This window comes from Priestia filamentosa, from assembly GCF_900177535.1.
GTDB classification, from domain to species: Bacteria; Bacillota; Bacilli; order Bacillales; family Bacillaceae_H; genus Bacillus_I; species Bacillus_I filamentosa.
On the sequence record NZ_FXAJ01000002.1, the window covers coordinates 142,384 to 162,071 of the forward strand.

The 19,688-nt window shown below is 34.8% G+C and carries 17 protein-coding genes and 2 other annotated features; of the genes, 13 read left to right on the plus strand and 4 right to left on the minus strand.

Going from position 1 to position 19,688, the window contains the following annotated elements:
- The first annotated feature begins 7 nt into the window (after positions 1-7).
- The 3 genes from menC (at position 8) to B9N79_RS07915 (ending at position 3,826) form a co-directional block, all read left to right on the plus strand.
- On the plus strand, positions 8-1,120 hold the full coding sequence (gene menC, locus B9N79_RS07905) for an o-succinylbenzoate synthase (protein ID WP_046217091.1): 1,113 nt from the start codon (positions 8-10) through the stop codon (positions 1,118-1,120).
- 30 nt (positions 1,121-1,150) lie between these two features.
- Complete coding sequence (locus B9N79_RS07910) at positions 1,151-2,482, plus strand: D-serine ammonia-lyase (RefSeq protein ID WP_040057918.1); 1,332 nt, start codon at positions 1,151-1,153, stop codon at positions 2,480-2,482.
- Positions 2,483-2,653: 171 nt separating this feature from the next.
- Positions 2,654-3,826, plus strand: a complete 1,173-nt coding sequence (locus B9N79_RS07915; protein ID WP_085118104.1) for an iron-containing alcohol dehydrogenase — start codon at positions 2,654-2,656, stop codon at positions 3,824-3,826.
- 38 nt (positions 3,827-3,864) lie between these two features.
- Here B9N79_RS07915 and B9N79_RS07920 read toward each other — a convergent pair whose 3' ends face one another.
- Positions 3,865-5,061 (minus strand): macrolide family glycosyltransferase, encoded by a 1,197-nt coding sequence (locus B9N79_RS07920; RefSeq protein WP_040057916.1) that lies wholly within the window; start codon positions 5,059-5,061, stop codon positions 3,865-3,867.
- A gap of 340 nt (positions 5,062-5,401) precedes the next feature.
- Here B9N79_RS07920 and B9N79_RS07925 point away from each other — a divergent pair, with 340 nt between their 5' ends.
- Complete coding sequence (locus B9N79_RS07925; protein WP_046217094.1) at positions 5,402-6,184, plus strand: hypothetical protein; 783 nt, start codon at positions 5,402-5,404, stop codon at positions 6,182-6,184.
- Between the two features lie 244 nt (positions 6,185-6,428).
- Here the strand turns inward: B9N79_RS07925 and B9N79_RS07930 are convergent, their stop codons facing one another.
- Positions 6,429-6,941 carry a hypothetical protein gene (locus B9N79_RS07930; protein ID WP_019395375.1) on the minus strand — a complete coding sequence of 171 codons (513 nt, stop codon included), beginning with the start codon at positions 6,939-6,941 and terminating at the stop codon, positions 6,429-6,431.
- A 453-nt stretch (positions 6,942-7,394) separates the two neighbouring features.
- Positions 7,395-7,626 (plus strand) — a binding site (T-box leader).
- 35 nt (positions 7,627-7,661) lie between these two features.
- Positions 7,662-7,892, plus strand: a binding site (T-box leader).
- A 42-nt stretch (positions 7,893-7,934) separates the two neighbouring features.
- Between B9N79_RS07930 and thrS the strand changes: the two genes are divergently transcribed.
- Complete coding sequence (thrS, locus tag B9N79_RS07935; protein ID WP_053102077.1) at positions 7,935-9,131, plus strand: threonine--tRNA ligase; 1,197 nt, start codon at positions 7,935-7,937, stop codon at positions 9,129-9,131.
- Positions 9,132-9,151: 20 nt separating this feature from the next.
- Here the strand turns inward: thrS and B9N79_RS07940 are convergent, their stop codons facing one another.
- Positions 9,152-9,592, minus strand: coding sequence for a DMT family transporter (locus tag B9N79_RS07940; RefSeq protein ID WP_040057914.1), 441 nt, complete (start codon positions 9,590-9,592; stop codon positions 9,152-9,154).
- Positions 9,593-9,719: 127 nt separating this feature from the next.
- Here B9N79_RS07940 and B9N79_RS07945 point away from each other — a divergent pair, with 127 nt between their 5' ends.
- Positions 9,720-10,013, plus strand: coding sequence for a hypothetical protein (locus B9N79_RS07945; protein ID WP_040057913.1), 294 nt, complete (start codon positions 9,720-9,722; stop codon positions 10,011-10,013).
- 175 nt (positions 10,014-10,188) lie between these two features.
- Here B9N79_RS07945 and B9N79_RS07950 read toward each other — a convergent pair whose 3' ends face one another.
- Positions 10,189-10,389, minus strand: a complete 201-nt coding sequence (locus tag B9N79_RS07950; RefSeq protein WP_019395379.1) for a cold-shock protein — start codon at positions 10,387-10,389, stop codon at positions 10,189-10,191.
- A 472-nt stretch (positions 10,390-10,861) separates the two neighbouring features.
- On the opposite strand from B9N79_RS07950, the gene B9N79_RS07955 reads away from it, so the two are divergent.
- The 7 genes from B9N79_RS07955 to B9N79_RS07985 all read left to right on the plus strand — a co-directional run bounded on the left by B9N79_RS07955 (position 10,862) and on the right by B9N79_RS07985 (position 19,225).
- Complete coding sequence (locus tag B9N79_RS07955; RefSeq protein WP_019395380.1) at positions 10,862-12,313, plus strand: sugar porter family MFS transporter; 1,452 nt, start codon at positions 10,862-10,864, stop codon at positions 12,311-12,313.
- 563 nt (positions 12,314-12,876) lie between these two features.
- Positions 12,877-13,827 carry an ABC transporter permease gene (locus B9N79_RS07960; RefSeq protein ID WP_019395381.1) on the plus strand — a complete coding sequence of 317 codons (951 nt, stop codon included), beginning with the start codon at positions 12,877-12,879 and terminating at the stop codon, positions 13,825-13,827.
- The gene (locus tag B9N79_RS07965) at positions 13,820-14,770 is read left to right on the plus strand and encodes an iron chelate uptake ABC transporter family permease subunit (protein ID WP_019395382.1); all 951 of its coding nucleotides are present in this window, start codon (positions 13,820-13,822) and stop codon (positions 14,768-14,770) included. The genes B9N79_RS07960 and B9N79_RS07965 overlap by 8 nt, the downstream gene beginning before the upstream one ends.
- The gene (locus B9N79_RS07970) at positions 14,767-15,528 is read left to right on the plus strand and encodes an iron ABC transporter ATP-binding protein (RefSeq protein ID WP_019395383.1); all 762 of its coding nucleotides are present in this window, start codon (positions 14,767-14,769) and stop codon (positions 15,526-15,528) included. Before B9N79_RS07965 ends, B9N79_RS07970 begins: the two co-directional genes overlap by 4 nt.
- Before the next feature lie 87 nt (positions 15,529-15,615).
- On the plus strand, positions 15,616-16,569 hold the full coding sequence (locus B9N79_RS07975) for a siderophore ABC transporter substrate-binding protein (protein ID WP_040057911.1): 954 nt from the start codon (positions 15,616-15,618) through the stop codon (positions 16,567-16,569).
- Positions 16,570-16,685: 116 nt separating this feature from the next.
- Entirely contained in the window at positions 16,686-17,546 is an 861-nt protein-coding gene (locus B9N79_RS07980) for an AraC family transcriptional regulator (RefSeq protein ID WP_046217095.1), read from the plus strand.
- A 755-nt stretch (positions 17,547-18,301) separates the two neighbouring features.
- A complete protein-coding gene (locus B9N79_RS07985; protein WP_040057909.1) occupies positions 18,302-19,225 on the plus strand; it encodes a TIM barrel protein in 924 nt (307 codons plus the stop codon).
- Positions 19,226-19,688 lie beyond the last annotated feature (463 nt).

Below are 19,688 nucleotides of genomic sequence, written 5' to 3' on the forward strand. Positions count from 1 at the left end.
GACGAAGATGGAAATTGAAAAAGTAGTCTTGCGAAAAATGAAAATGAGATTGAAAAAGCCGTTTAAGGTTAGCTTTGCAGTTATAAAAGAAAGAGACTTTATTGTAGCGGAAGTTTATTCTGGAAACTATGTAGGATATGGTGACTGTTCAGCTCTCCCTTTTCCTTTTTATAATGAAGAAACAAATCAAACAGCTTGGCACATTCTTAAAGACTATCTTATTCCTATTCTTTTTGAAAAGCGAACGATTGATCATCCGGAGGAAATTAATAAACTATTCTCTCATATTCGGCGAAATCAGATGGCAAAATCAGCCTTAGATTGTGCTGTATGGGATTTGTATGCTAAAGAAAGTAATATGTCATTATGGAAAGCTTTAGGTGGGGAGCGTTTGCAAGTTGAAACAGGAGTGAGTATCGGAATACAACAAACTCCAAATGACCTCTTACGCGTTATAGAAGGTCACTTAGAAGAAGGGTATCGCCGTGTAAAAGTTAAAATTAAGCCAGGTCAAGATTTTTCCTATTTAGAGGAGGTTCGTAAACAGTTTGGAAATATTATGTTAATGGCAGACGCAAATTCTGCCTATTCTTTAAAGGATATAGAACTACTAAAACAGCTAGACGATTTAAACTTATTAATGATTGAACAACCTTTAGCACATGATGATATTGTGGACCATGCAAAACTACAAAAGGAAATGAAAACAAGAATTTGTTTAGATGAAAGTATTCATTCTGTAGAAGATGCGAAAAAAGCTATTGAGTTAGGAAGCACAAAGACTATAAATATTAAAGTAGCACGTGTAGGGGGATTAACAGAGGCAAAAAAAATTCACAACTTGTGTGCTGATCATAACATTCCTGTATGGTGTGGAGGAATGCTAGATACAGGTATCAGTCGCGCTCATAATATTGCTGTTGCAACTCTACCAAATTTTAAGTTTCCAGGTGACATCCCTGCCTCAAACCGTTACTGGGAAAAAGACTTTGTTTCTCCTGAAGTTGTGATTAATCAAAATAGTATGATTGAAGTGCCAAAAGGGCAGGGAATAGGTTTTCAACCCATTTCATCTTTGTATGAGGAATTCACTTATGAAAAGAAAGAGTTTGTAAGATAAAAGTTTTAGATGTAGAAAGGAGTGAGCAAGATGCCATCAACAAATATAGCCGAGACTTGGAAAAAAAATCTCCTTGTCCAGCAAATTATGAATTATAAAGAAGTGTTATGGCTAAATGGCGATTATTTTATGAATAATGAAGCAACAATGAATCTATCTTTAAGTGAAAAGGATATTCTAGAAGCTGAACAGCGGTTAGAACGCTTTGCTCCATACCTTGCAAAAGTGTTTTCAGAAACAGAAGAGAAGGGCGGAATAATTGAATCTCCCTTAACAAATATAGTTTCTATGAAAACAGAACTAGAAAGCCGATATAACGTGTCTATACATGGTGAGATGTTTTTAAAGGAAGATAATAAACTTCCCATATCAGGTTCGGTAAAAGCGAGAGGCGGTATTTATGAAGTTTTAAAACTAGCAGAAGATTTGGCAATGAAAAATAATATGATTCACCATGATGATGACTATACAAGATTTTCTCACTCTCAATTTAAATCTTTCTTTTCCAATTATTCTATTGTCTGTGGATCAACAGGGAATTTAGGATTAAGTATAGGAATTATGGGAGCTGTATTAGGATTTAATGTGGTTATCCATATGTCTAAAGACGCCAAACAGTGGAAAAAAGATTTATTAAGAAGTAAAGGTGCGAAGGTAGTAGAACATAGTGATGATTATAGCAAGGCGGTAGAAGTAGGGAGAAAACAGGCTCTTCAAGATGAGAGAAGCTATTTTGTTGATGATGAAAACTCAAGAAACCTATTTTTAGGATATGCTGTTGCTGCATTACGATTAAGAGAGCAGTTAAATGAAAAAGGGATAACAGTTAATAAAGAAAATCCGCTTTTTGTTTATTTACCTTGTGGAGTAGGAGGCGCTCCTGGAGGTATTACATTTGGTTTAAAGACCGTATTTGGGCATGGTGTTCATTGTTTCTTTGTTGAGCCTACTCATTCTCCATGTATGTTACTTGGACTTATGACGAAGCAGCATAGTAATATATGTGTACAAGATTTTGGATTAGATAACCAAACAGAGGCAGATGGTCTTGCAGTCGGTAGGCCTTCTCGGTTTATTGGCGAGTTTTTAGAACATCTAATTTGTGGTGTGTATACAATATCAGATAATGAGTTGTTTTCTTTGTTGCATCTCTTAAAAGACAAAGAAGCGATTAAAGTAGAACCATCCGCAGCAGCTGGAATAGCTGGTCCGGTCGTTTTATATAGGAATAAGGAAAACCATCTTGTTACCGGTCAGTTAGAAAAAGCAACCCATATTGCGTGGAGTACAGGAGGTAACATGGTACCAGAAGATATTTGGTACTCTTACTATGAAAAAGGAAAAATCATAACTCATAAATAGTTTTATTCGAGAAGGCTATCATAAATAGCCTTCTTGTTTTTTTAGTTATGTAAGTTTTGTGAAGGTGTACACAATATCCTTGAATTCTTGCAATAGAATGTTTATAATAGCACACCTGTGCACAATTTATAACAGTGCTTGCAAATTTATAAAATGGAGAAGATTATACATATGGAGAATTTCACGTATCGTAACCCAACAAAATTGATTTTCGGAAAAGATCAGTTAAACGTTTTACCGGAGGAACTAAAAAACTACGGAAAAAATGTTTTGCTTGTTTATGGAGGCGGCAGTATTAAGCGAAATGGCTTATATGACAAAGTGATTAGCCTTCTAAATGACGCGGAAGCTAGCATATTTGAACTTGCTGGAGTAGAACCAAACCCACGTTTATCAACAGTAAGAAAAGGAATTGAAATTTGCCAAAACGAGAAAATTGATTTCATGCTTGCTGTTGGGGGAGGAAGCGTAATCGACTGCACCAAAGCAATTTCAGCAGGAGCTGCATATGATGGTGACGTATGGGATATTATCAATAAGAAAGTAACAGCTACAAAAGCATTGCCATTTGGTACTGTGCTAACTTTAGCAGCAACAGGTTCTGAGATGAATCCAGACTCTGTTATCACAAATTGGGAAACAAATGAAAAATACGTATGGGGTAGCGAAGTAACGCATCCAAAGTTTTCTATTTTAGACCCTGTTAACACGTTCTCTGTTCCTCGTGATCAAACAGTGTATGGCATGGTAGATATGATGAGTCATGTTTTTGAACAATATTTTCACAATGTCAAAAATACAAAGCTACAAGACCGTATGTGCTATTCTGTACTGCAAACGGTTATTGAAACAGCTCCAAAATTGCTTGAAGATCTTGAAAGCTATGAGCATCGTGAAACGATTTTATACTCAGGCACAATTGCTTTAAACGGTACGCTTCAAATGGGATACTTCGGAGACTGGGCTTCTCATACAATTGAGCATGCGGTATCTGCTGTATATGATATTCCACATGCAGGTGGACTTGCTATTCTATTCCCGCACTGGATGAGACATACGATTGATCAAGACGTAGATCGTATGAAAAATCTTATGACAAATATGTTTGAACTCGAAACGGAAGGAAAAACAGATAAAGAAATTGTACTAGAAGGAATTGATAAGCTAAGTGTATTTTGGTCAAGTCTAGGAGCGCCATCTCGATTAGCAGACTACAGTATTGGCGATGACCGACTAGAAGAAATTGCAGAAATTGCAGCTCGTGAAATGGAACACGGGGGCTTTGGAAACTTTAAAAAGCTGACGAAGGAAGACATACTTTCTATTCTTCGCGCATCATTATAAAAAAAAACCTCCAGCCCGGCTGGAGGTTTTTTTATTATTTAGGATGAAACAGAAAGCTTTCCTTCCATATATCCAATAATTCTTTCTGCTTCTCTAACAGGGCCTGGGGCTTTTTCAAAACTTCGCTTGATAGCCTCAATTCCTTTTTTATACTTTTCATCTTTCAATACTTCTTCAACAGCATTTCTTAAAACAGCTGAAGTGACTGTCTCTTTTTCGATTCGATATCCTGCTTCGAGATCAACAAGGCGCTGTGCAACCATTGGCTGATCTTTGTCAAAAGGCATTACAACAAGTGGTACTTCGAAATGAATACCTTCATTAACACTATTCATTCCTCCATGTGTAATAAAAACATCTGCTTTTTTCAAAACATCAAGCTGTGGCACGTAGCTGAAAATAAGAAAATTTTCAGGTGCTTCTTTTAGTTTTGAAAAGTCTGTTCTTTCACCAGCAGCGATGACCACTTTTCCATCGAAATCTGAAAAAGCTTCAATGCACTTGTTGAAAAATCCTTCGATATCATCTAATACAGTGCCCATTGAGATATAAATCACTTTTTCATTTTCAAGCTTCCAAAGTGGAAAAGAATGTTCTACATTTCGATTAGGGAAGCTTGGTCCGATAAAGTGACATGTGCTGTCAAACAGTTCTCTCGTAGGTTGGAAAAATTCACTTGTATACACAACTGTTAGTTCTCCCTGATTGTTCATCAACTGAAGAAGGCTTTTTAGTTCGACGCCATATTCACTCTTAAATCTATCAATACTGTTTTGAACTTCCTCGCTAGGGAGAAAGTTAGCAGCGTTATGTGGATGAAGAGGGATCGCTTCTAAACGCTCTTCAGGCATTAAGAAGGATGCAGAAGATACAACTCCAGGAATGTTCAAATAATCACGTACAAGTTCGCCAGCACCAAACTTATCATAAAAAACAAAGTCAAATTGAATGTTTTGTTTTAAAGTACTAACAATTTCAAGAACATGAAGGCATGTTTTAACTTGAATATTTAAAAATGCGTTAAGCCCTTCAGGTGTAAAAGGTTTAATCGAGACACCTGTTACTAAATCAGGATGCGTATGTACAGAAGCGCCGACTCCTTCAAGACGAGTTCTAAAGCGTTCGGTTGTAACATAATGGACGTTATCTCCTCGCTTTTTGAAAGCTTCTACGATACCAAGGGTTGGATTTACGTGTCCTTCAGCAGGAAAATTCACCATTAAAATATTTGCCATTATATTCACTCCGTTTCTTTATTCTCTTTTATCGTAACGAACTCTGTTTACTTTTACAACTGAAAAGGATAGGGATAACACTCTTATAATACAATGTCAATGAAAAAATATTTACAAAAAAGGATAGTTTAACCTAATATTCTTTATTGAAATAGATTTCACTGTGTTAAAATTTAAGTATGAACTAAAATCCATTTTTAATAAAAATGTAGATTGGTATAGATTTCTGTGCTAATAAGAAGTGGAAATCCATTTTGTTTTATTCCAAAGTGATGAGCTAAATTAAAAAACTAGTATAGGAACATATTCAACGCTCATAAATTTTGGGAGGTCGTTTTTAATGTTAGATTATATCAGCTCTGTGGCCTACTTTGGATCGATTGCTGTAACGATGCTATCCATTCAAATTCTTCCGTTGCTTTCTCTTGTTATAGCCCTTATTCAACTCTTTTTTAAAGTCCGAGCTAAAACATCATTCTTGACTGTTTTGATAACTATCTTTATTAAGGTTGGCCATGATAGAGGAACATTAGACAAAGGGCACATAGAGATAGGAAGACTCATAGATTATATTTACGATCATTCTTTGTTAGGATATACGCTCCTACTCTCTTATATATACTTATTTTTTTGGTTCATTTACTCGCTTGTATGGTGGATAAGAAAATACATAGAAAATCGTTTCAAAGAGGTCAATGACAGGAGAGATAAAGATCAAGCGATAGTTACTAGGAAAAGAAAAGTGCTCGTTCTTTTCTGTATCCTCGCCTTTCTTCCGTTTATTCTTTTCACAGGTTATTATTCACATCAATATTATTTACAAAGAACACTGATTGTAGAAAGTCATTCTCCAAGGAATATAAATAAAATAGAAGTTTTTGAGAAGGGAAAGCCCGCGTTTATTGGTCCTTCAATGATAGAGGCTAGAGGCCATTCCTTAATTTATATAAACCGTCCTGTTTTCAATGACGGAAATGCGCTTTCCTCAGGCAATGTACTTGTCATATGGGAAGGTGATTATCGAGCGACGATTATTCTCCAAGGGAAAGGGCAGGAAGATGAAAAAATACAATTTATGATTTCTCCTAAGACAGGGGAAGAGACATTCAAAGTTTTACGTTAACAAGATCTCGCCTATTTTGTAAAAAAGAACTCCACCTTCAAGGGAAGGGGAGTTCTTTCTCATAGAAGGAGATAAAACGAAAAGGAACGGTCATCGACCACAATTGCAAAAGTTGGTTATTTGTAAAAGGTAAAGGTGTGATTGGTTAATAGTCATTGGTTTTGCTAAATCCATCACATGAACCAAACTTATTTTGGGAGGTTTCTCCTTCTATGCCTTGAAGGGAGTCTCACCGCTTCAAGGTTTAAAAATATTTATCGCCATCAAATGAAAGATAAACAGCATAATTTTTAGCATTAATGCTGTTTGATAAACGATTAGCTCTTTTTTCTGCTTCCAAAGCTTTTAGGCGATATTGCTCTGGGTCAAACATTGCGAGCTTAACAATTTGTACTCCATCTCCATAGTATTGGTATTCTTCAATAGAAGATGAAGCATATGTTTTATATTTACGTGCTTTGGCTCTAAGTTGAGTTGCGAGCTCAATCGCTTCTACAATTGTAAGTGAAGTTTCATCAAACATAACTTTATTTTGTACGTTTGCTTCATACATAAGGCGATCAAGTAAACGTAAATCTCTTCTTACTTCTTCTACATCATTTTCAACATGTTTTAGAGTACGAGATTGTTGAGGTGGCTTTTGATCTTTTTCAATTTCTACAAAAGCGACACGATCCATTTCTTCCTCTAGCTCATGAATACGTGAAGATAGAACGCTTTTTAATTTTACAGCTTCAGCCAATGAAATAGTTGCCATCTTATATTCTCCATTTCTTTCTCATTTTTTTATGAATATATAGTTTGTTTTTTTATTTTTTAGCTTGCTTTTTGAAGAGAACAACATAAAATATACTAGGAAAAAGAACGGCAGAAAATAGGGATCAGAAATTTTCCAAGAAGAGAAGACGTTAAAGAAATAAATAGTCATAACTACGCCTTCTAAAAAAACATATAATAACATTTCATAGCATTTTAGACATATTGTACCATAAAATTCTCTTTTGAATAGTAAAACATTTGAATGTTTTCTCTTGAATGATGATGCGTCTTATCATTACAAAAGGATTTCATCCCCTAACTAGGGAGTGAGGTAAGAAAGGAAAGGGATGGGAAAACTCATGTTTTATAAAAAAGGTATAACCGATTCTAAAAAAACTTGACTTTTTAAAAAGATGTTCGCTATAATCACTACAACATAAAGTCAAATAGTTATTTAGCGATGAAAAGGACATGAATTGTTTTTACCTTTCTTTTTCAGAGAAAAGGGCCTTTGGCTGAGAGCCTTTAAGAAAGAAAAACAATTTACCACCTTTGAGCTTTTGCAGGGAAATAGATGATTAGAGTATCTGCAAACGGAATAAACCGTTATCAAATCTTTGAGCATAGAGCCGGTTACGCTTTATGGAACTTAGGGTGGAACCACGACCGCACTCGTCCCTTGTATTGGGAGGAGTGCGGTTTTTTGTATAAAATTTTATAAAAGGCGTTGAAAAGGACATGAATGATTATCATTTTTTCTTTACAGAGAAAAGAGCATCTGCTGAGAGCTCTTAAGAAAAAGAAATCGTTTACCACCTTTGAGCTTTTGCAGGGAAATAAATAATTAGAGTATCTGCAAACGGAATAAACCGTTATCAAATCTTTGAGCATAGAGCCGTTTACGCTTTATGGAACTTAGGGTGGAACCACGACCGCACTCGTCCCTTATATTGGGAGGAGTGCGGTCTTTTTATTTTAAGGAGGAATAGAGATGGACCAAGGAGCAAAGGAAAGAAAAAGTCATCAAAAGCTAGGAATGGAGCTTGATCTTTTTACAACAATGGAAGAAGCACCAGGGATGCCGTTCTTTTTACCACATGGAATGATTGTACGTAATGAGCTTGAGAATTATTGGAAAAAAGCACATTACAAAGCAGGTTATCAAGAAATTAAAACACCTATTATGATGAAACAAGAAATGTGGGAAAAATCAGGACATTGGGACCACTACGGCGAAAATATGTATTTTACTTGTGTTGATGAGCAAAATTACGCGATTAAGCCAATGAGCTGTCCAGGAGCCGTGTTAACATTTAATCATAAAAGAAAAAGTTATCGTGAACTACCGCTTCGCTATGCAGAACTTGGGCTTGTCCATCGACACGAGCTGTCAGGCTCGCTTAATGGCCTTTTACGCGTACGCTCTTTCACGCAAGATGATGCACATATCTTTGTAGCAGAAGAAGGAATTCATCGTGAAGTAGCTGATATTTTAAGTTTAATTCATCAGTTTTATACTCATTTTGGTTTTCAGTACAAAGTTGAACTTTCAACAAGACCAGAAGATTTTATGGGCGAAATCAATATGTGGGAAAAAGCAGAAGAAACATTAAAGAGTGTGCTCAAAGAAAAAGGTGTGTCATATAGCGTAAATGAAGGAGATGGAGCTTTTTATGGCCCTAAAATTGATTTTCATATTTTAGATTCTTTAGGCCGAAGCTGGCAGTGTGGAACAGTTCAACTTGATTTTCAAATGCCTGAGAAATTTCAATGTACCTATATTGGGGAAGATAACAAATCTTATCATCCTGTTATGATTCACAGAGCAATTTACGGTTCTATCGAACGCTTTATGGCCATTTTAATTGAACATTATGACGGTGCTTTTCCGTTTTGGCTCGCGCCTGTTCAAGTAAAGATTTTACTTATTAATGATGCTCAACTTCAGTACGGAGAAAAGGTAAAAGAAAAGCTAGAAGGATTAGGATACAGAGTTGAAATAGATGACCGCGTAGAAAAAATAGGTCTAAAAATTAGAGAAGGGGAAATGAAGAAAATTCCGTATATGTTTATAATCGGAGAGAAAGAAAAGAATGAGAATGCTGTTGCTGTAAGAAAACGTGGCAATGAAAATAGAGGAATGATGAAAGTAGAAGAAGCTATAAAGCTAATCGGAGAAGAACTCTAACATGTAGAGTTCTTCCTATCCTAAAACTTTTGAATAATAATAACCCCTAAAGCAACGAGCCCTACACCTGCTAAGCGAGGAAGGCTTAACTGGTGAGTATGAACACCAAGAAGTCCATAATGATCAATCAGTACAGAAGCAATCATTTGACCGCCTAAAATGTAAGCAACAGTAGCAGTTGCTCCAATTCTAGGAATAAGAATAACGGTTGCTACAACATAAAAAGCGCCAAGAAGTCCTCCAGTCCATACCCACCATGGTGCATGTAGCCATTCTTTCTTAGCTTGCAGTCCCTTTCCACTTATGGAAATGATGAGCAGCGCTAGAGCTCCGACAATAAAAGAAATTGTTGAAGCAACAACAGGGGACCCAACAACATGACGAAGCTGCGCATTGATGCTAAACTGTGTTGGTAAAGCCATCCCAGCAATAAGAGCAAATAAAATTAAGATAAGAGCCAAAACGTTTCATCTCCTTTTCACATCCTCTTTATCGTACAGCATTTTTGCCTTGAAAAATAGAGGGCGTTTGCTTCATTAGGTAAGGAACGAACATTTATGGTAAATTTGTAAGAGGAGGTTTTGGCTAATGCGCAAAAAAATGTATATAAGAGCTATTTTTGAACTTGTTCTTTGTCTTATCATTGGATGGTTACTAACAACAACTATGTTGAAAAACATATATGAAAGTGAAGGGATTTCTTATGGAGGTCATGAGGGAGTTGTATGGCTTGGCGTTTCTTTGCTTTTATTTTGTATTTATACGGCAGTTCGACAAATATTTCAAAAGCGGAATACGCTCATCAAGTCTGCTATGTTTTGGATTGTAGTTGTGTTCTCTCTCTATGTCATTGTGGCACCTTTTATAAAAGGACATATGTGAAAAATAAAATCTATAAAAATAAAACACCAGCGTGAATTTTTGTGCTATACTTAAGCATACCATTTGCTTTACAAATTACTATTTTTGCTTTAACGAACCCTATTCACTATGAATAGGGTTTTTTACTTGAATGAATGTACAAAAAAAGCAGACTCAGAGGAGTCTGCTTTTACAATTATGCTTTTACAACGTTAGTTGCTTGTGGACCACGTTGGCCTTGTTCTACTTCAAACGTTACGTCTTGACCTTCGTCTAAAGATTTGAAACCTTCGCTTTGGATTGCAGAGAAGTGTACGAATACGTCGTCTCCACCTTCACGCTCGATGAATCCAAAACCTTTTTCTGCATTAAACCATTTTACTTTACCTTGTTCCATAGTTGTTGCCTCCTTGTGCATTGTGCACATACGTTAATACTATCCTTGTCCAAATCTTAAGACGAAAATTACTTAACTTCTAGATTGTTTCCGAACAAAAATAATTCTTCTTAACTTTAACAGAAAGAAAGAGGAATTACAAGGAAAGAAAAGAGATAAAAGTAAAATAAATTTATGTTTTTTTAAATTTAAGGGATTTTATTCTCTGAGATACCATTTGAAATTGAAGAAAAATATTATATTAGAAGGGAATAAAACGCTTTCTTTAAGAGAGCTTGTGAAATGTTAAAATCTTTTTAGGGGATAAATAATTCTTACAGCAACAAGTGATTTCTGCGAAAAATCAGAATCTACTTCTTATAAATTGCATTCTTTTCACATGTTTTGTTTTCCTATCAAATTTTGTGGGTATAGTAAAAAACACAAGATATACATTTTACTAGTCGATATTAAAAAGATAGGAGCAGTGAACATGAGTAACAATGGAAATGAAAAATCAGCGCTGAGGATGATTATCCTCGTTGCTACGTTCGGTGGGCTTCTATATGGCTATGATACAGGAGTAGTAAATGGAGCCTTACCCTACATGTCTAGGGAAGATCAATTGAATCTTACCTCACTAACTGAAGGACTTGTAACAAGTGCTTTACTCTTAGGAGCAGCATTTGGAGCCGTAATTAGCGGGAAATTATCGGATCGCTATGGACGTCGTACAACCCTTTTATATAGTGCTATTTTATTTTTTATTACAACGCTTGGATGCACGTTTGCTCCAAACGCGGCTGTTATGATTGCTTTCCGCTTCTTATTAGGTCTTGCTGTTGGAGCAGCTTCAACAATTGTACCAGCATACTTAGCAGAAGTTTCTCCAGCTGAACGCAGGGGCGGAATTGTGACCCAAAATGAATTAATGATTGTAAGTGGTCAGCTTTTTGCTTTTACATTTAACGCTATTATTGGGAATACGCTTGGGCAATATCCAAACATTTGGCGCTTTATGTTGCCAATTGCCGCCATTCCAGCTGTTATCTTATTCTTTGGAGGACTAAGGCTTCCAGAAAGCCCGAGATGGCTTGTAGCAAAAGGAAAAAAAGAAAAAGCGCTATCTGTCTTAGAAAAGATGCGTACAAATGATCGTGCAAAAACAGAACTTCATGATATTGAGATGGCTATAAGTCGTGAATCAGAAATTAAAAAGGCATCTTTTAAAGATTTAAAAATCACATGGATTCGTCGTCTCATTTTGATTGGAATTGGAATTGCTGTTATTCAACAAGTTACAGGTGCCAACTCGATTATGTATTATGGCACAGAGATTTTAAAAGATTCTGGATTAGGTACTGAAGCAGCCCTTATTGGTAATATTGCAAATGGAATTGTTTCAGTATTAGCAACTTTTGTTGGTATTTGGCTTCTTCAGCGAGTAGGCCGCCGCAAAATGTTGATGGGAGGTCTTATGGGCATTACAGTGACGCTGATTTTAATCGGAGTAAGCTCACTATTATTAGAAGGAACAACTGCTCTACCTTACGTTGTTTTAACCTTAACGGTTACATTTTTAGCATTCCAGCAAGGAGCTGTTTCTCCAGTAACATGGTTGATGCTTTCAGAAATATTCCCTCTACGGTTAAGAGGAATGGGAATGGGGATTGCAGTCTTTTGTCTTTTTACGGTCAACTTTCTCGTTGGCTTAACATTTCCAATGTTAAAAGGAGCAATCGGGCTCTCCTCAACATTTTTTATTTTCGCAGTACTAGGTGTAGGAGCGCTTCTTTTCGTTAAAATTTGGGTTCCTGAAACAAAAGGAATGACGCTTGAACAACTTGAACAAAAGTTTCGTAACTATAACAGGAAGAAGCCAAAAGTATTAGAAAAGACAGAAGATGTTCTTAACAGAAATAAAGAAAGCAATAACTATTTGTAGACCTTTTATGTTAAAAAAAGCACAAAGAAAAATTTTCAATGAAAAAAGGTACTCTATTATTATATAGGAAGAAAAAGCAGCTCTTGCTAAGAGCTGCTTTTTCTTAATCACCCTTATTCCAATGAACTTTTCCTAGTTGAAAATCCTACTGTAGCAGGAATTATATGAAAGACATTTAATCTCATTTTATGCTATGCTCACAGTATAAGAATTAGTTAGATCCCTAAAACAAAGGGAAGAATGCTATAGGAAATAAGTTCTGTTAGATGAAGAAATAATAAAGAAAGTTTTTATGATCTAGTAATATAGTTTTGATAGGTTTGAGAATAAAAAAAACTATTTTGTAAATAATCACTTGCATAAAGCCGATAATTCCGATAATATAAATTCATAGTTATATTTTATCTGTCTTCTTCCAAAGTAGGGATAATGGCCCTTTTTGGTGAAGAACATCCAAAATAATTCAAACGAATTATTTTATTTTTTAACATCAATTGAGAATGATTCTCTTTATTGAAACGTTATTTTCGAAAAAAAACATAAATAAAGGAAGAGTTTGGACAGTGAAGAAAAGGTATCTCGTTGCAGCACTAATCGTACTATCTCTTGTGTCCCTTTTTGTTGGGGTTACAAACATTAGCCCTTTTGATATTAAAAGTTGGACAAAAGACGAAATAGAAATTCTCCTTATTAGTCGAGTACCACGGCTTATAAGCATTATCATTGCGGGAGTAAGTTTGAGTATTGCTGGACTTATTATGCAGCAGCTTACGCGAAATAAGTTCGTATCACCAACAACAGCAGGAACAATGGACTCGGCTCGCTTTGGTATTCTAATTTCTCTTATGCTGTTTTCAACAGCAGGACCAATGGTAAAAATGCTTGTGTCCTTTTTATTTGCTTTATTAGGCACGTTTATTTTTATGAAAATCTTAGACAGAATAAAATTTAAAGACAAAATTTTCATTCCACTTGTTGGTCTTATGTTTGGAAATATTGTGAGCTCTATCACGACGTTTTTTGCTTATAAAAATGATCTTATTCAAAACATTGCATCATGGCTTCAAGGAGATTTTTCTACTATTATTACAGGGCAATATGAACTCATCTACATAAGTGTTCCTGTTATGATCCTAGCCTACATTTATGCAAATAAGTTTACAATCGCCGGAATGGGTGAAGATTTTGCAGTTAATTTAGGCTTGAATTATAAAAAAGTCGTGAACATTGGTCTTATTCTCGTTGCTTTAATCTCATCCGTTGTTTTACTAACGGTTGGAATGATTCCTTTCTTAGGACTTATTGTTCCAAATATTGTGTCAATTTATGCTGGAGATAATTTAAAAAAGACACTTTCTCATACAGCATTAGTTGGAGCCATTTTTGTTCTCCTATGCGATATTTTAGGAAGAGTCATTATTTATCCATACGAGATTTCAATAGGTTTAATGGTAGGGGTTATTGGAAGCGGAATTTTTCTGTACATGTTAATTAGGAGAAAGGCATATGAGTAATCGAAATAAACTTCTTATTTTATCTATAGCAGCTATTACACTAATTTCTATTTTCTTATTTTATCAAACAGGTGGAAATTGGGATTACATTTTACCAAGAAGGATTACCAAGATCTTAGCGATTATTTTAACCGGTTATTCTATAGCGGTTTCTACCGTTATATTTCAAACTATTACAAATAATAGAATTTTAACACCAAGTATCTTAGGATTAGATTCGCTTTATCTTCTTGTACAAACGGTAATTATCTTTATTTTTGGTTCTATTCACGTAGCAGTGATGAACCCAAACATTAATTTTATTCTTTCCATTGTCTTTATGGTGCTTTTTACAAGCATCCTTTATAAGATATTGTTCAAAAAAGAAGGAAATAATAATATCTATTTTCTTCTTCTTGTTGGATTAATTTTCGGTACATTTTTCCAGAGTATTTCTTCTTTCATGCAAGTATTAATTGATCCAAACGAATTTTTAATTGTTCAAGATAAGATGTTTGCAAGTTTCAATAATGTGCAAGTCGAGCTTCTTGTTTTCGCAGGTGTTCTCGTTATTTTACTTTCTCTCTATCTATTCCGTTTCTTTAAGTATTTAGATGTACTTGGATTAGGAAGAGATGAAGCAGTCAATCTAGGGGTTCCCTACGATCGTGTTGTGAAGCAGCTTCTCATTATTGTAGCAATTTTTATCTCTATTTCTACAGCGCTTGTTGGACCTATTACATTTTTAGGGTTGCTTGTTGTAAATATCGCTTATGAAATGTTTAAAACATACAAACATTCCTATTTACTTGCTGGTTCTTCATTGATTAGTATTGTCGTTCTTGTTGGAGGGTTGTTGCTTGTTGAGCGAGTATTTACGTTTTCCACAACGCTTAGTGTGATTATTAACTTTATTGGTGGCACCTATTTTCTTTATCTTTTATTAAAGGGGAGTAAATCATGATCGAAGTGAAAAATGTCTCTAAAGCATATGGTTCAAAAAAAGTCGTAGAAAACGTTTCGATTAACGTTGAAAAAGGAAAGATTACGTCTTTTATTGGTCCGAATGGAGCCGGTAAAAGTACGCTTCTATCAATGATTAGCCGCATTCTTTCTAAAGAAGAAGGAGAGATTGAGATTGATGGAAAAGAAGTGAGCGAGTGGAAGAGCACTGAGCTTGCTAAAAAGATTTCTATTTTGAAGCAAACAAATCATCTGACAATGCGACTTACAATCCGAGAGCTTGTTTCCTTTGGAAGATTTCCTTATTCCCAAGGAAAACTCACAAAAGAAGATTGGAATTATGTAGATGAAGCAATAGAATATATGGAACTTGAGAATATTCAACACAAATATATTGATCAACTTAGCGGTGGACAACGCCAACGTGCTTATATTGCAATGGTAATTGCTCAAAATACAGAATATATTTTACTTGATGAACCGCTTAACAACCTTGATATGAAGCATTCTGTTCAAATTATGAAAGTATTAAGAAGACTTGTTGATGAACTCGGAAAAACGGTGATTATCGTTATTCATGATATTAACTTTGCTTCTTGCTATTCAGACTATATTGTAGCTTTAAAAGATGGAAAGGTTGTTGAAGAAGGAGCAACAGCGACAATCATTTCTGAAGACGTATTGGAAGACATTTATGATATGCATATTCCGATACAAACAATTAATGGTAATAAAATTGGCGTTTATTTTTCAGCCTAATATTTCATCATGAGGAAAATGGTTGAGGTGATTTTCATAAAGAGGTTACTTCAGCTATTCATATAAAATTTTTTAGAGGTGAAAGACATGAGAAAGTTTCTATCTATGTTTTTAGTAGCTCTTGTTGCCCTAGTAGTTGCAGCTTGCGGCTCAAACAATGAAAGTTCGTCAAGTAAAGCGGACGAAGAAAAAAGCAGTAAAACAGAGGAAATTACTGTTAAACATAAGCTTGGAGAAACAAAAGTTACGAAAAACCCTGAAAAAGTTGTTGTATTTGACTTTGGTGCCCTAGATTCTTTAGATGAGCTAGGCGTAGACGTAGCAGGAGTTCCACAGGACAGCATTCCATCGTACTTATCAAAATATGAAGATAAAAAATATGAGAATGTTGGAGGCTTAAAAGAGCCAGACTTTGAGAAAATTAGTGAAATTAATCCAGATTTGATTATTATTTCTGGTCGTCAAGCAAGTCAATACGATGAATTTTCAAAAATTGCTCCAACAATTGATCTTGAGCTTGATACAACAAAATACATGGATTCATTTGAGCAAAATCAAGAAACATTAGGAAAAATCTTTGATAAAGAGAAAGAAGTAGAAAAGAAAATTGCTGATGTAAAAGCAACAATGAGTGAAGTGAAAGAAAAAGCTGAGAAATCGAATAAAACAGGTTTAATTGTATTAGCAAACGAAGGAAAAATTAGCGCTTATGGTCCAAACTCTCGTTTTGGTATTATTCACGATGAGCTAGGCGTAAAACCTGCTGATCCTAATATTGAAGCTTCTACACATGGACAAAGTGTTTCATTTGAGTATATTGTAGAAAAAAATCCAGACTACTTGTTTGTGATTGACCGCAGTGCTGTAGTTGGTGGAGAAGATTCAGCTAAAAAGACGATTGAAAATGATCTTGTAAAGAAAACAAATGCATATAAAGAAGACCATATTATTTATCTAAATCCAAACTACTGGTACTTATCAGGTGGAGGACTGCTTTCAGTGCCTGAAATGGCTAAGGAAGTAGAAAAAGGATTAAAATAAAAAAACGGGTGCCTTGCTTATGAAGCAAGGCACTATTTTTTTTGCTATTTTCATCTATTAAAGAACCTTTTAAACTTATAGTAACTTTATATAATGAAAAACTGGAGGCAATAAAGATGGGTCAGTATTTTATTAATTCGATGAGTAAATCGCATTTTAAAAATGGAGCAACTCCTCAGCTTGTACATATGTGCAATGTAGAAACAAAACATACGATGTGGCCTCGTGTATTGCATATGCATGAAGATATAATGGAAATCGTATTTATCAAAGAAGGAAGCGGATGTCATCTTATCGGAGAAAAGAAGTATTCTGTATGTGAAGGAGATATATTAATTTATAATAGCAATGTTCTTCACGACGAATATACGAATCAGGATCAAAATATGAGTGTATACTGCTGTGGAATTTCGAATTTACATATAGAAGGGTTGTCTGCAAATCACCTTGTATCTCAAAATCAATCGTATGTATTAAGCAGTGGGGAAAAGAGAGAAGAAATTGAGAATCTTCTTCAAGTTATGTTTTCTCAAGTTCAAAAAGGTGAAGATGGCTATGAAGAAACATGTCATTACCTGCTAAGTGCTCTAATTTCAATCATTTTGCAAATTCCTCAAGAAAATTCTTCTTTGCCTAGAGAAGAAGAGTCTATTTTATTTAGCCAAATTAAAAGTTACATTGATAAATATTATAGAGAGGAGCTTACGCTAGCATCCATTGCTAAAGACCTTTCCATAAGTTCCTATTATTTAACTCATTTATTCAAGAAAAAAACGGGATTTTCACCCATTCAATACATTATGCGACGGAGAATTGGAGAAGCTCAATCATTGCTTATGAATACTGATTACAATGTAACGATGATTGCTGGAATAGTTGGATATGATAATCCAAACTACTTTACAACCCTTTTTTCTAAAATAGTCGGAATGTCACCCAAAAAGTATCGTCAGCTTTGGAGCATCAGTCACTCTTAATTGATGTATATAGAAATTTCATTATAGAGCAAGATAGTAAACTTTCTCGTAAACATAAGTTCAAAATAAGGGGTTTTTTTGATGAATGTTAGCAATAATGTGAAGGATTTAAAGCTTCCCTCTCTTTATACTAAATATAAGTAAAATAAGTAGATAAAAAATAAGTAAAGCTCTTTTTTTGACTCTTGTTTGTATACGCTTTTCTTTAGAGAAGGAGTTTAGAGTAAAGTAGGCATACTTCTCTTTATAATCGGAGAGGGATGAGAACAAGGAGGGCTCTCGTCTTATCTTGCTGAACAGGAAATGTCTGCTACACAGTCGGCATAGGGGCTTGCTGTTAGGAATGCATCATGGATTTCTGATGTAACAGCTCACATTGGAGGAATTCATAAAACTATATAATTTGGTTTTATTATATTTATTCCTGCATCCATTTCCTTTGTCATGCTTGGTGTAGCTTAATGATTCAGTTATGCTAATTCCCTACATTTTACGAGAGTGTAGATCTTTCTTTTTTTGTTGTTTGAATTACATATCAGGCTGAACTTAAAATCTTAGCCTCTGTTTATATTTTAGATTCTAGATTAAACTTGTTTGTTGCTCCTTTTATGATGATTTATACATTTGCAATCCTTTATCCATTAAGGGAATTTTTCATAATACTTTTAAAAATACAGGAAGAAATGCTGGAAAGTTAACCAAAAATTAATCAAAATAACTTTATTTCAAAATAATAATGTGAGGAGGGAATTTATATGACTATTAAAATAGCTGGAGCACCTTGTTGTTGGGGTGTTGATGATCCTAAAAATCCATACTTGCCTCCATGGGAGCTTGTCTTAGAAGAAGCATCACAAGCTGGATATAAAGGAATTGAGCTTGGACCTTATGGATATATTCCAATGAACATTAAGAAAGTCAAAGAAGAACTTGCAAAACATGATTTAACGATTATTGCCGGAACTATTTTTGATAATTTAGTTGATAAAGAAAATGTAGAAAACTTATTGCATCAAGTAGATGATATATGTTCACTTATCACTCAATTACCACAAGTGCCACAAGTACAAGGTCAGCATTTCAAAACACCATATCTTGTCATTATTGATTGGGGACATGATGAAAGAGATTATAGAGCAGGACATCCTAACAAAGCGGAACGGTTATCTGGAGAGAAATGGGCTGGCATGATGCAAAACATTAGAACCCTTTCTGAATATGCGCGAGACAAGTACGGCGTCCGTCCTGTTATTCATCCTCATGCTGGTGGATACATTGAATTTGAAGATGAAATAACAAAACTTATGGGAGATATTTCTTATGAAACAGCTGGCTTATGTTTAGATACGGGACACTTATATTATTCTAAAATGGATCCTTATGTATGGATCAAAAACTGTGCTGATCGCTTAGATTACGTTCACTTCAAAGATATTAATTTAGAAATATATAAAGAGGTGATGAACGAAAAAATTCGCTTTTTTGACGCTTGCAAAAAAGGTGTCATGTGCCCTATTGGACAAGGAATCATTAATTACTCCTCAATTCATGAATTATTAAAAGAAATCGATTATCACGGATATATTACAATTGAACAAGAGCGAGATCCAAGGAACTATAGTACAAGTTTACGAGATGTAAAGCAAAGCGTTAATTATTTAACAAGTGTTGGTTATTAACATAAGGAAAGCTAACAAAAGAGGAAATGCAGATGATTAATAGTTAAACAGCCAATTCGCTTGGCAATGGTAGAAGGAGAACGTGAGAGCAAATTGTAGAGGAGATCTTGAAGGATTGTTTAAAGTATGGTCTTATACAAACTTTGCGCAGACAAGGGAAGTAGCCGATGACAGAAGGGAATACATAGTATTTGATATTCTGGAATTAAATCAGGAGTTGAAGGAATTCAATAGGTTGAAAATTGCGTTCGTTCAGCTAACGAAGGGGCAGTATAGGTAGAGTATCAATAACAGTATACAAAGGATGAAAGAGAAAAAGCTTGTTCAGGAGATGAATAAGCTTTTTCTTTTTTAGTAGATTAGAAAACTTTTAGGAAAAGAGATTTAATGAGATTTAACATTTCATAGGTGTGTAAGGAAATAGGAGTTGATGGAAAAATTCTGATTTTTTTGTTGACTGAAA